Origin of the sequence: Mariniflexile sp. TRM1-10, assembly GCF_003425985.1 — a bacterium.
In the GTDB taxonomy this organism is placed as follows: domain Bacteria; phylum Bacteroidota; class Bacteroidia; order Flavobacteriales; family Flavobacteriaceae; genus Mariniflexile.
The window spans coordinates 2573105-2586692 of record NZ_CP022985.1 but is presented as its reverse complement, the minus strand read 5'-3'; the positions used below and the strand labels follow the sequence as shown (position 1 = coordinate 2586692).

The window sequence follows — 13588 nt, the reverse complement described above, 5'->3', positions numbered from 1 at the left end:
TTCAAGATGTCGTATTCGTTCTGAATAGTTTAACTAACACTCCAAAACCCACACTATGACTTCTAATTTTTAAAGATTCATCATCTCCTCTATTCGTTTGGTCCAAACTCTTTCCGTAAAAATATTGCATATAGAAAGACATGTTGTTTGAAACGGGATATAAAATACCCATACCAGCCTTAAAGCTTACCATGATCTTATTAAAATCATCTGTTTTTTTAAGATTGATAGTTTTGTTGTTTAAATTTTGATATCCTTCAATTAAAAACCCATTGGCTATACCTCCTTTGGCATAGAATTCTGCTTTATTAATATGGAATAATTTATAATCTAGACCAAAGCTAAATTCCAGATAATTAGCATGCCATGCCATGATGCCCTCAACGGCATCATCACTTCCGATGGCACCATACCCAGTATATGCAACACCTAAAGCCGCATTTATTTTTTCATTAAAGACCTTAGTTCTATAACCCATCGCCATAAAGCCATTAGTTGTAGCGTGTAAGTTGTCTAACCTTGCACCTGAAGAATCTTTATAATCGAATGAGGAAGACATTTTTCCTGTTTCTAAATAGAGCTCTTGCGCCGATGCTATTGTTGTTACAATGAAAAGCAGTAATAGTTGAGTAGTTTTTTTAACATTCATTTTGATTAGGTTCGTTTGGTTATTGTTGGGTGTTATCTTTTTATAATTTTTTCTATAAATTGTTTTTTATTAGCAACAGCCTTGAGAATATATTCTCCCGAAGACAACATATTCAATCTTATATCAATTTGCTCTTTAGGTTTGTAGCTACTAACAAATACTTGTGCCCCAAGTATATTATAAACCGTTACCGTTATTTCACCTTTAATCACTTCTTTAAAAACCAATGAAATCTGCTCATTAAAAGGATTTGGATAAACATTTAATTGAAGATTTAAAGGTGTATGCTCATCTACAATTTTAGATAAAACATTGGGTTGGATAAATCCTTGTCGAATACTGTAACCCGCACTATTTGTATAAGTTCCAATAACACTTGGTTGACCAACACTTTGCTGAACAATATAAGCATCATTACCTTGTACAATAATATTGGAAGCTCCTGAAACGCCAGTTGTAGCCCTTATTAAATTTGATTGTGATAAAAGTTGTAGTTGACAAACACAACATAGACATATTAATAGAAATCGTTTCATAATAAAGGTTAAGTATTTGGGTAAAATATTAGCTTAAATTGAAAATGATATTCTTAATTATTGTTAAAAACAACCCTATGATTATCATTAACAACAATGTAAACATAATCATAAAAATGTATTTTATCTGAAAAATAAGTCTTTTTATCGATTTTTTTATTAAAATAATAACGATTTAAGCAAATCAGTAAGAAAAAAAATTTACAAAATCGCAAGATAACAGAGAAAACAATAATCAATTTTCCCAAAAAAGCCTAACAAACTATTTTATTTCATCCTTATTTATGAACTCATTTAAACTTTTTGGATTGCAGCGAAAATTATTCATTTTGTGTCCATTTGAAGTTTTTTTTGAGTTGCAATCCAAAAAGTTTAAATGAGTTCAACAATAAAAACACCTAGTAATTTGCTATCATTGCAAATAAATCTCCTCATATTAAGTGATAGAATCGTTTTTATTTTTATTCACTGGCATTATTGGCATAGTAACCATAGCCATAATGATAACTTCTTATAGGTCCAATCCGTTTTACAATGCATTTTTATTATTAGTCATTACTATAATTTCCATTCGTTTTTTAATTCATGGAAGTTATAGATTAGGCTTGCAAGACTATTTTACTCCCGATGAAGGTATCCATTCCATATACTATCTCATTGTTGTACCAAGTTTTTATTTGTATTACAAAAATTTAGTGTTACCAAACAAAACATATGATCTTAGAAGCTTAAAACACCTAATTTTTATTGGGTTTCTATATTTTATAAATACCAACCCCTACATTACTGAAAGTTCTATATTTCAATTTCTTCCAGTAATCAATTTTACTCTCGTAGGAATCTTTATACTTTTCTATTTAACACTAATCGTTAGGCTTTTAAGTAAAAACATTTGGTTTAAAAAAGACCTTCTTATAAATAATACACAGTTTAGGTTGGTAAAAAACTGGACCATTTATCTCTTTACCCACAACTTATTAGCTGCCATAACGTTATTGGCCTCCATTTATGCTGAAGTATGCTCAAAATCCAGTCTTTCTGGAAAATCTATGGCAGTATTACTACTCTTATATTGGTTATTTATCTATTTTAAAATTTTAACCGCTCCAGAAATTTTATATGGACTCCCTATTCTTAATAAAAAAATATTAAAGTTCAGTTCGCCCATTGAAGACAGCAAACATACGCCATTATTAAAAAGCGACCATTGGGTTTTAGAAATAGGCAACCAAAAAAACGAACAAGATTTAAAACTACAAGAAAAAATGATGTCTAACATTGTTAGCTACACGCAAGAAGTTGACAGGCTAAGTATTGAGGAACATATTTTTAGAAATCCAAAAGCATCCCCTACAGATGTTGCCAATAAGTTAGGTGTGCCCACAAGCCATATTGTTTATTTGTTTAAATACCACTCCAGCATCTCTTTTTCTGAATACCGCATGCATTCTAGAATAAAAGACAGTATCCATTTGATAGAGCAGGGTTATTTAAAAACCAACACTTTGGAGTCTTTAGCCTACAAAACAGGTTTTGCTTCATACAATCCCTTTTTTAGTGCTTTTAAAAAAGTAACGTCGTATTCACCACAAGATTATATAAAGTCTATAAAACCTTAATTTAGCTTACAAATGCGAGTTTGATATGACACAATCTGATATCCAGATGTTTAAACAGTTAAATCAAAAAAACATCTTTACAAAACCTTAGTTCAGGTTGTTAAACATACCCTGTGACTTTTAACTGTTGAATCGTTGAATTGTATATCACAAACTTCATCGGTACATCAAACTCTGAACTTTTTAACTTTGAACTTCTAATATTGTACTTTTAACATCTAACTTCGTTAAAATTTAATATGTGGGTATTCTTTTTTAAGTTGAAGTTGTTTTTCCTTAATTCCTAAAAGAAATTTTTGATGCGCTTCAGAATCTGGGTTGAAAGGTTTATGCTGAAGTCCTTTTTGAACCTCATCTACTAATTTCATGGTTTTTATTGCCTCTGAAGAAACCCAAACTTCTTGGAACTTTTCCCAAATGTAATTGATGGCTGTTTGATTGGGGTGCAACATATCTTCGACATAAAAACGATAATCGCGAAGCTCGTCCATCATAATTTCGTAGCTTGGAAAATAGTTGTTGGTTGTTGGTTGTTGGTTGTTGGAATGTATGCCTGTAATTAAATGTGCTTTACTTTGGGTGTTTTCAATAAAACCGTCTTTGATATGTCGTACAGGCGATACCGTAAAAATAATAGATGCTTTGCTATTAACACTCCTGATTAAATTTACAATTGTTTCTAATGATTTCGTAATCGCTTCGACCGATAACAATTCTTTAGCAAACTGTTTTTGTGGCACTTTATGGCAATTTGCTACAAGTTGATTGGATTCTAAAAGCCGATAAACCCAAGCAGTTCCTAATGTGATTATAATATGTGTTGATTTGTGGATTTGTTTATTTGTTGCCTTGATGGCTTCATTCAAATTATGTAACAACGTTTCTTTTGAAGGGTTACTCAGCTTTGAATGCGCGTCAAAACAGTGCCATTGTTCATTATAAAAAAATATGTCTTTTTCTGAATAGGACGTTTTATTTATAGCTTTTGTAATGAAGGTTTCAATAGCTTTTGGATGAAACAAGATACCAAATGGATTGATACTATTTTGAAACTTGAAATATGATAATTTTTCACCTATATTTTCCACAAAACAGGATCCTAATAGTAATATATTAGAATGATAGTCTATTAGATTTTCAGACTGTTTTTGTAATGGTACTTGGGTTAGAAATTTCATGTTTTAAATGAGTTGCAAAGCTTCAAAGTTACAAAGTCGCTAAGACGCTAAGGCGCTAAGGCGTAAAGTTGAAACGGTTAAATATTATAAACCATTTACTATTCTTGTTATTCCAGTTTTTATTAAAGGACTATTGAAATTTATTATGATTTATAAAAACATCATTCTTTCATTTTCTTTTTTTCTTCTTTCTCTAGTTTTTTCAACTCTTTTTCTTTCTTTTTTTCTTCTAATTTTATTTTAGTTTTATCAATATTACCTTTAAGATCTTCAATTATTTTATTTGAAACTTGTAGCTTTTCAGTATTTTTTTCAATAGCTTTATTTGTTTTATCTACCTTTTTATTCAAATTATCTTCCTGTTTTTGAAGCTCTTTATTAGGTTGGGTGTTTGTGTTTTTTGTTTTTGACAATTCATCATTTAATTTTAATAAAACATCATTTAAGCTCTTAATCTTTTCTTCAATCTTATTTTTTTTATTTTCCTCTCTAATTAATTTTTGTTCATCCGTTTGAATATTATTTTGCAACATTCGCATCATTTGCTGTTGTTGTTGCATCACTTGTTGTTGTTGCATCATTTGATTATTTATTTGACGCATAGGAGGACTTGGAAATTGTTGAGCTAAAAAAATAGTTGGAAAAAACAACATTAAAAAAATTATAATCTTTGCTTTCATAATTATCAATATTTAATTAAATAAATTGTTTCACTTTTTCTAATGCGTCCTTAACTCCAACAATATTTTTTCCTTTTCCTGATGCAAAGAACGGTTGTCCGCCTCCATTTCCATCTATATATTTTCCTAATTCCCTAATGATGTTTCCTGCATTTAATCCTTTTTCAGCAACTAATTCTTTTGAAATATAGCAATGAATATTTGGCGTATTATCTTCAACCGATGCTAAAAACACAAATGAATTTGGTTTTGAACTTCCTATAGCCTGCGCCAAATCTTTGGTTGAACTCATTGATAAATCAACTTGCTTTGCTAAAAAGTTAATGCCGTTTATTTCTTGAAATTCTGAAACCAAGTTGTTTTTTAAACCATCCACTTTCTCTTTTAATAATTGCTCAAGTTGTTTTTTCAACTTAGCATTATCGTCTTGCAAACTAGTAACCGATTTTAAAATATCTTGCGGATTTTTCAACGTTTCTTTAATTTCGGCCAACGTACTTTCCTGATTTTGGTAAAAACTCTTAACAGCATCGCCAGTAATTGCTTCTATACGACGAATTCCTGCTGCAACGGCTCCTTCAGAAATGATTTTAAAATGCCAAATATCTGCTGTGTTTTTTACATGAATACCTCCACAAAGTTCTTTGCTTTCTCCAAATTCAATCATACGAACATGGTCTCCATATTTTTCACCAAACAACGCCATGGCACCTTGCTCCATCGCTTGCTGAATGGGAATACTTCTGTGTTCTACCAACTGTAATTGTGCTTCAATTTGAGCATTCACACTTGCTTCTACTTGACGTAACTCTTCATCAGAAACTTTAGAAAAATGCGAAAAGTCAAAACGCAAATAATTTGGACTTACCAACGACCCTTTCTGTTCCACATGTGTTCCTAAAATGGTTCTCAAAGCTAAATGCATCAAATGCGTAGCCGAGTGGTTTTTAGAAGTTGATGTTCTTAAATCGGTGTTTACTTTTGCCACAAAATTCGCAGTAACATTCTCTGGTAATTGTTTAGCAAAATGTAGAATTAAATTATTTTCTTTTTTGGTGTCGATGATTTCAATGGTTTCGTTAGCAGAAACCAAAGTTCCTTTATCGCCGACTTGTCCACCGCCTTCTGGGTAAAAAGGGGTCTTATCTAAAACGATTTGATATAAAATGCCATCTTTTTTAGAATCAACTTTACGAATTCTAGTGATTTTTACATTATTTTCAGTTTGGTCATAACCTACAAACGTTTCTGCATTGCCTGGAATTAAAACCGACCAATCCTCCGTTGTAACTTCTGAAGCCGCACGCGAACGTGCTTTTTGTTTTTGCAATTCAACTTCAAAATCTTCTTCATTGTAAGCATAGCCTTTTTCTTTTAAAATCAAAGCTGTCAAATCCTTTGGAAACCCAAACGTATCGTACAATTCAAAAACTTTTGCTCCTGAAACTTCTTTTCCTGAGGTTTCTACGACAACCTTATCCAATAATTGTAATCCTTGTTCCAAGGTTCTTAAAAAAGACGCTTCTTCTTCACGAATCACATTAGTCACCAATTGTTGTTGCGATTTCATTTCTGGAAAAGCAGTTCCCATTTTTGCGCTTAACACATCAACCAATCTGTAAATAAAGGGCTCTTTTTTGTCTAGAAATGTAAATCCATAACGAATCGCACGACGCAAAATTCTCCGAATGACATAACCAGCTCCTGTATTACTTGGCAATTGTCCATCGGCTATTGAAAAAGCTACGGCACGCACGTGGTCACAAATAACACGAATGGCAATATTAGTTTTTTCTTGATTTTTATCAAGTACGGGCAGGTCGCGACCTGTCCGTACATATAAAAATCCTGTAATTTGCTCAATTTTTTCAATAAGTGGTGTAAACACATCGGTATCGTAATTGGATTGCACCCCTTGCAACACCATGCACAAACGCTCGAAGCCCATACCAGTATCGATATGTTTATCGGGCAAACTTTCCAAACTACCATTCGCTTTTCGGTTGTATTGCATGAATACCAAATTCCAAATCTCTACCACTTGCGGATGGTCTTGATTCACTAAATCTTTACCAGAAACTTTGGCTTTTTCTTCCGCAGAACGGATATCTACATGTATTTCACTACAGGGCCCACACGGACCTTGGTCGCCCATTTCCCAAAAGTTATCTTTTTTGTTTCCTTTTAAAATACGGTCCTCTGAAATGAATTGTTTCCATAAATCGTAAGCCTCTATATCCATGGGCAGTTTATCTTCTTCACTCCCTTCAAAAACCGTTACGTATAAAATATCTTTATCGATACCATAAACTTCAGTTAACAATTCCCAAGCCCAGGCAATGGCTTCTTTCTTAAAATAATCGCCAAAACTCCAGTTTCCCAACATTTCAAAAAGCGTATGGTGGTAGGTATCATAACCAACTTCTTCCAAATCGTTATGCTTCCCAGAAACGCGCAAGCATTTTTGAGTATCTGTAATACGGCTATTTTTTGGCACTGCATTCCCTAAAAAGTATTCTTTAAAAGGCGCCATTCCCGAATTTACAAACATTAAGGTAGGATCGTCTTTAAGAACCATAGGTGCAGATGGTACGATACTATGCTTTTTATCTTCAAAAAAACTTAAAAATTTAGAACGAATATCTTGTGATTTCATGTATAATATTTACTGTTTTTAAACGGTCGCATGCAGTTTGCTATGAATCATTTGGTATAGCGATAAACTTTTATACATGCGTGTTTCATTTATATAAAATGGTTACTATGTTGTTAAAATGGCATTAATTGCGAAACAATTTTTTATATTTACTCTTTTCAAAATATTTTAAACTTAATAAAAAACGATTTTAATCTTAATTATCAAACAACTAAGTGATACTATTTAGCAAATTTGGTCGTTAGTTATTAAAATTCAATAGATATATGGCATTTAATAAAGTGCAAAAATAGCATAAATTAGGAAATGAGTAAGGTAAAATATTATTACGATGCAGAATCGCTGTCTTACAAGAAAATACAGCGCAAAAAAAGAAACACTATTAAGTACGCCTCGGTGTTTATTTTAGGGTCTGCTTTATTTGGTTTTCTATTTGTTTTTATAGCGAGTCAATTTGTAGAATCGCCTAAAGAACGTGCTCTTAAACGCGAGCTGCAAAATGCGCAATTACAGTTTGAATTGTTGAACAAAAAAATGAAGGAAGCCGAAACTGTTTTAGCTGATGTAGCAGATCGGGACAACAACATTTACCGTGTTTATTTTGAAGCAAACCCCATACCCGACGAACAACGCAAAGCTGGTTTTGGAGGCGTTAACCGTTATAAAAACCTGGAAGGCTTTGATAATTCTAAATTAATTATTGAAAGCAACAAACGTTTAGACATACTTCAAAAACAAATAGTGGTGCAATCTAAATCGCTAGATGAAATCGCTAAACTCGCCGAAGAAAAAGAGAAATTACTAGCCGCAATACCTGCCATTCAACCCGTTAGAAATGAAGATCTTAAAAGGATGGCTTCAGGTTACGGAATGCGTTCGGATCCCTTTACCAAAGTTAGAAAAATGCATTATGGCATGGATTTTTCTGCACCCAGAGGTACACCTATTTACGCAACTGGTGATGGTGTTGTAGAACGTGCAGACAATAAGGCAACAGGTTATGGAAACCATATAAAAATAAACCATGGCTACGGATACGAAAGTTTATATGCCCATTTATATAAATACAATGTTAGAAAAAACCAAAAGGTCGTACGAGGCGACCTAATTGGATTTGTTGGTAGCACGGGGCGTTCTGAAGCACCACATTGCCATTATGAAGTTATTAAAGATGGTGAGCGCATCAACCCTATAAACTTTTACTACGGAAGTTTAACTGCCGAAGAATTTGATAAATTGTTAGAGCATGCTTCATTAGAAAACCAATCGCTAGATTAATGCATATAGAACTACCCGAAAAACGTTATTACAACATAGGCGAAGTAGCCAAAGCATTTGGCGTAAACACTTCTTTAATTCGCTTTTGGGAAAAAGAATTTGATGCCCTTAAGCCAAAAAAGAATGCTAAAGGCAACAGAAAATTCACTCCTGAAGATATCAAAAACCTCAAGTTTATTTACCATTTGGTTAAAGAACGTGGTTTCACGCTTGAAGGTGCCAAAATCCATTTAAAAGAAGAAAAAAAAGAAACCCTTTCTAATTTTGAAATAATCAGTAAATTAGAGGATGTAAAAAATCAGCTTATAAAAATTAAAAATCAGATGTAACATTTAATTGAAACTGCATACTAATACCCTGATTGTATTTTATAAATAACTTAACATTTAACGACTATTCAAAATGAAAAAATGGCTTATTCCTGTAATTATTATTGCTGTAATTGTATTCGGATTTTACTCTTGGGCAAAAGGGTTTAATAATACCGCTGTAAACTTAAAAGAAACTGCCACTAAAACTTGGGGCGACGTAGAAAGTAGTTACCAACGCAGAAACGACCTTATTGGAAATTTAGTAAAAACAGTACAAGGAGCAGCCGATTTTGAAAAAAGCACTTTAGAAGCCGTTATAAAGGCAAGAAGTGAAGCTACCAAAACAACCATTGATGCCAACAACTTAACACCAGAAAACATGGCACAGTTTCAACAAGCCCAACAAGGCTTAACCGGTGCTTTATCAAGATTATTGTTGGTTGTTGAAAGGTATCCAGAGCTTAAAGCAAATCAAAACTTTTTGGAATTACAATCGCAACTAGAGGGTACTGAAAACCGAATTAACGTAGCTAGAGATCGTTTTAACGAAGCCGTAGAACCATACAATAAGCATATTAAGATATTTCCGAATTCATTATTAGCAGGCATTTTTAACTTCGACCAAATGAATTATTATAAAGCAGACGCTGGAAGTGAAAAAGCGCCTGATGTAGATTTTAATTTTAAATAAAAACTACCGAAACACATCATTATGCCTAACCATGTTGAAGATTTTTTAACGCCCAGTGAAGAACAAGAGGTTATTGAAGCTATAAGAATAGCTGAACTAAACACATCTGGAGAAATACGAGTTCACATTGAAAAAACTTCCCAAGGTGACGCCACAAATCGTGCTTTAGAGCTTTTCCATGCACTAAAAATGGATAACACCAAACTACAAAATGCCGTATTAATTTATGTGGCTGTTGATGACAAAACCTTTGTCATTTATGGCGATAAGGGCATTAACGATGTCGTTTCAAGTAATTTTTGGGACAGCACTAAAGACATCATGCAATCGTATTTTAAAACTGGTAATTTTAAACAAGGGTTGGTTGAGGGCATTATAAAATCTGGGGAACAACTTAAAAAACATTTTCCTTATACAGATTTAGACACTAACGAACTCACTAACGAAATTTCTAAAGGCTAATGCTTAAATTTAAACACGTTTTTTTATTTACTTTTTTAAGTATCTGCTTTACCCAAATAGCGCTTGCTCAATTTAAAATTCCCGAAAAACCAGAATTCCAAACAAGTGTTTACGATTATATCAGTCTGTTATCGCCTACTGAAAAAAGTGCCTTAGAAGAAAAACTGATTAAATATTCCGATACCACTTCAACCCAAATTGTTATTGCCACCATAAATTCCACCGAAGGTGAAAATATTGATTATTTAGGCACAAAATGGGCACACGAATGGGGTATTGGACAAGCAAAAGAAGATAACGGCGTTTTTATTTTATTAGCAAAAGGTGATAGAAAAATAGCTATAAAAACAGGCTATGGTGTTGAACATTTGCTTACAGATGCCATGTCGAAGCGTATTATTGAGCTTGATATTATCCCCTATTTCAAACAAGATGACTATTACGGCGGTTTAAACAGAGGTGCCGATGCCATTTTTGAAGTTTTAACTGGTGAATATCAAGGTACCCGCAAAGCCTCAAATGAAAATAAATTTCCTGTAGAATTCATTATCATTCTTATTTTCATATTCATCATCATCCTGATCTCAATTTCAAAAAACAGGCGTGGTGGTAATGGTGGTAACCGAGGCAACAAATCGGGTGGTTTTAGTCTTTTAGATGCTATTATTTTAAGCAGTATGGGACGTTCTTCCGGAGGTGGCGGATTTGGTAGCGGAAGCTCTGGTGGTGGATTTGGAGGCGGTGGCTTTGGAGGCGGTTTCGGCGGCGGTGGATTTGGAGGCGGCGGTGCTTCTGGTGGTTGGTAGATTTATAAATGTTTTTTTCATATCTTACTATGATTAAAAGTGCTACCAATTATGAAATATAATTATCCATTATTTATATGTTTTTTCACGGTTTTTCTTTCAAAAGCACAAACAGTTGTTACTTCAGACAAATTTAATTTACCGGAAACTGTCGAAGAGACCTCTGGACTTATTTATTATGATAACAAATTAATTACTCATAATGATAGCGGAAATGCTGCCGAATTATATGAAATAGATACCTCTAACGGTTCTATAGTGAGAACTGTTTCTATTACAAATGCAACGAATGTAGACTGGGAAGATATAGCCCAAGATAACACATATATCTATATTGGTGACATTGGAAACAATTATGGCAACAGAACCAATTTAAAATTTTATAGGATTTTAAAAACCGATTTCGATTCTAGCACGAACGTTACCGCAGATGTTATTAATTACTCGTATGCCGATCAAACTGATTTTACTTCCAATCTTAACAATAACAACTGGGATTCAGAAGCTTTTGTGGTTTACGATAATTATTTGTTAATCTTTTCCAAAAATTGGGCAAATAATGAAGTTGATGTATATACCATTCCCAATACAGTGGGTACGCATAGTGCTGTTAAAGTAAGTACATATAATTCACAGGGTCTAATTACTGGAGCCGATGTCGTTGGTTCAAATAAAATATATCTTTCTGGTTATTCAGTATCATCTAACATCACGCCTTTTTTAATAGAAATATATAATTTAGATATAAGTGCACCCTTAAATCTTGATGTGTTTACAAACAGTAAAAGTGTTAAGTTAAACAACTTTCTACCTTTCGGAAATCAAGTAGAAGGTATTTGCTTTATAGAAACAAATGGTTTTAGCGATACACTTTATATTTCGAACGAAAAATTGGTTGCAAGCATTTTTACCTTCCCATCCAAATTAAGAGCATTAACCATTGATAATTCAACTTTAAGGGCATTCAATTTCATAAAAAATGATGGCTTTATTATCCATCCAAACCCCTTTGAAAACGAAATAAAATTCAGTGATAATGCTGAAGAAATTAAAATTTACAATAGTTTGGGCAGTTGCGTATTAAGTCAAAATGCAACCAATTCTATTAATACGTCAGAGCTTAGCCCTGGTTTTTATACTATTTCAGTAACATACAAAAAAATGCTTGTCACTAAAAAAATGATAAAATAATAAGGCTTTAGTCAAAACAAAATACCCCTAATACTATCAACTAATAGATTCCAATACTATTTCTTACGCATATATACACTTACAGGAACACCTGTAAAATCGAAATGTTCACGTAATTTGTTTTCTAAAAAACGTTTGTAGGGTTCTTTTACGTACTGCGGTAGATTGCAGAAAAAAGCAAACTGTGGTTGTGGTGTTGGCAATTGCATTATGTATTTAATTTTTACATACTTTGCTTTATTTGCCGGTGGTGGATAGCTTTCAATAATAGGCAACATCACATCATTAAGCACACTTGTTTTAATCTTTTTGGTTCGATTATTATAAACCTCAACAGCAGTTTCAATAGCTTTATAAATACGTTGTTTAGATAATGTAGAAATAAATATAATAGGCACATCGGTAAAAGGTTCCATTTCCTTTCTTATGGCTTTTTCATATTCAAGGGTTGTTTTATGATCCTTTTCTACCAAATCCCATTTGTTTACTAAAATTACAACGCCTTTTCTATTTCGTTCTGCCAACCAAAATATGTTTTGGTCTTGCCCATCAAACCCACGGGTTGCGTCTAAAACCAATAAACAGACATCACTATGCTCAATAGCTCGAACACTACGCATTACAGAATAAAATTCCAAATCTTCTTTTACTTTAGATTTTCTTCGAATTCCCGCCGTATCAACTAAATTAAATTCAAAACCAAAACGATTGTATTTGGTATCGATAGAATCTCTAGTAGTACCCGCAATATCAGTTACAATATATCGATCTTCACCAATCAATGCATTAATGAATGATGATTTTCCTGCATTTGGGCGACCCACTACAGCAAAACGTGGCAATTCTTCATTAACAACCGTTTCTTTTTCTGGTAAGGCTTCCACCAAAGCATCCAATAAATCGCCTGTACCGCTTCCATTAATACTGGCAACGGTATAGTATTCGCCTAAACCCAACGAGTAAAACTCTACCGCATCTTCAGCACGTTTGGCATTGTCTACTTTATTCACTACAAGAAACACGGGTTTGTTCACTTTGCGTAATAGTTTTGCAACATCTTCGTCCATGCCAGTTACACCGCTTTCTACATCAACCATAAAAATAATAGCATCGGCTTCATCAATAGCCAATTCTACTTGTTTATCAATTTCAGCTTCAAAAATATCGTCACTTCCCAACACATACCCTCCGGTATCTATAAGCGAAAATTCCTTTCCATTCCAATCACTTTTACCATAATGGCGATCTCTTGTAACGCCGCTTACAGCATCAACAATAGCTTCCCTACGTTGAATTAAGCGATTAAAAAATGTTGATTTCCCTACGTTTGGGCGACCTACTATAGCAACTATATTACTCATAATCTTTAAATTGTATGCAACAGCCTCAGGCTGATTTATTTATTTAACAATATTTGCTAAATTTTTTTGCAAAAATAGGAAATATACTCTACGCATAGCTGTTTTTTGGCAACTATTAAATTGTTTACTTTTTAGAATAAAAAATAGTATTTTACTATCCTTAAAAACAC

General features: G+C 33.1%; 13 protein-coding genes. 7 read left to right on the top strand and 6 right to left on the bottom strand.

Annotation, left to right across the window (positions count from 1 at the left end; translation table 11 throughout):
- Window position 1: 1 nt before the first annotated feature.
- Together CJ739_RS11000 and CJ739_RS10995 are read right to left on the bottom strand one after the other, a co-directional pair.
- The gene (locus tag CJ739_RS11000) at window positions 2-649 is read right to left on the bottom strand and encodes a hypothetical protein (RefSeq protein WP_117175251.1); all 648 of its coding nucleotides are present in this window, start codon (window positions 647-649) and stop codon (window positions 2-4) included.
- Window positions 650-681: 32 nt separating this feature from the next.
- Window positions 682-1185 carry a T9SS type A sorting domain-containing protein gene (locus tag CJ739_RS10995; protein WP_117175249.1) on the bottom strand — a complete coding sequence of 168 codons (504 nt, stop codon included), beginning with the start codon at window positions 1183-1185 and terminating at the stop codon, window positions 682-684.
- A gap of 500 nt (window positions 1186-1685) precedes the next feature.
- Here CJ739_RS10995 and CJ739_RS10990 point away from each other — a divergent pair, with 500 nt between their 5' ends.
- Window positions 1686-2804, top strand: a complete 1119-nt coding sequence (locus CJ739_RS10990; protein WP_236951489.1) for a helix-turn-helix domain-containing protein — start codon at window positions 1686-1688, stop codon at window positions 2802-2804.
- A gap of 227 nt (window positions 2805-3031) precedes the next feature.
- On the opposite strand, the gene CJ739_RS10985 is transcribed toward CJ739_RS10990, so the two are convergent.
- The 3 genes from CJ739_RS10985 to alaS all read right to left on the bottom strand — a co-directional run bounded on the left by CJ739_RS10985 (window position 3032) and on the right by alaS (window position 7318).
- Window positions 3032-3982, bottom strand: coding sequence for a GSCFA domain-containing protein (locus CJ739_RS10985; RefSeq protein WP_117175245.1), 951 nt, complete (start codon window positions 3980-3982; stop codon window positions 3032-3034).
- Between the two features lie 161 nt (window positions 3983-4143).
- Complete coding sequence (locus CJ739_RS10980; RefSeq protein WP_117175243.1) at window positions 4144-4662, bottom strand: hypothetical protein; 519 nt, start codon at window positions 4660-4662, stop codon at window positions 4144-4146.
- 16 nt (window positions 4663-4678) lie between these two features.
- Window positions 4679-7318, bottom strand: coding sequence for an alanine--tRNA ligase (gene alaS / locus CJ739_RS10975; RefSeq protein WP_117175241.1), 2640 nt, complete (start codon window positions 7316-7318; stop codon window positions 4679-4681).
- A 306-nt stretch (window positions 7319-7624) separates the two neighbouring features.
- On the opposite strand from alaS, the gene CJ739_RS10970 reads away from it, so the two are divergent.
- The 6 genes from CJ739_RS10970 to CJ739_RS10945 all read left to right on the top strand — a co-directional run bounded on the left by CJ739_RS10970 (window position 7625) and on the right by CJ739_RS10945 (window position 12057).
- On the top strand, window positions 7625-8596 hold the full coding sequence (locus CJ739_RS10970; RefSeq protein ID WP_117175239.1) for a M23 family metallopeptidase: 972 nt from the start codon (window positions 7625-7627) through the stop codon (window positions 8594-8596).
- A complete protein-coding gene (locus CJ739_RS10965) occupies window positions 8596-8925 on the top strand; it encodes a MerR family transcriptional regulator (protein WP_117175237.1) in 330 nt (109 codons plus the stop codon). Before CJ739_RS10970 ends, CJ739_RS10965 begins: the two co-directional genes overlap by 1 nt.
- 73 nt (window positions 8926-8998) lie before the next feature.
- Window positions 8999-9598, top strand: a complete 600-nt coding sequence (locus tag CJ739_RS10960; protein ID WP_117175235.1) for a LemA family protein — start codon at window positions 8999-9001, stop codon at window positions 9596-9598.
- Window positions 9599-9619: 21 nt separating this feature from the next.
- A complete protein-coding gene (locus CJ739_RS10955; protein WP_117175233.1) occupies window positions 9620-10060 on the top strand; it encodes a TPM domain-containing protein in 441 nt (146 codons plus the stop codon).
- Window positions 10060-10866, top strand: coding sequence for a TPM domain-containing protein (locus CJ739_RS10950; RefSeq protein ID WP_117175231.1), 807 nt, complete (start codon window positions 10060-10062; stop codon window positions 10864-10866). Before CJ739_RS10955 ends, CJ739_RS10950 begins: the two co-directional genes overlap by 1 nt.
- A 51-nt stretch (window positions 10867-10917) precedes the next feature.
- Complete coding sequence (locus CJ739_RS10945; RefSeq protein WP_117175229.1) at window positions 10918-12057, top strand: T9SS type A sorting domain-containing protein; 1140 nt, start codon at window positions 10918-10920, stop codon at window positions 12055-12057.
- A gap of 56 nt (window positions 12058-12113) precedes the next feature.
- Here the strand turns inward: CJ739_RS10945 and der are convergent, their stop codons facing one another.
- Window positions 12114-13418 (bottom strand): ribosome biogenesis GTPase Der, encoded by a 1305-nt coding sequence (der, locus tag CJ739_RS10940; RefSeq protein ID WP_117175227.1) that lies wholly within the window; start codon window positions 13416-13418, stop codon window positions 12114-12116.
- Window positions 13419-13588 lie beyond the last annotated feature (170 nt).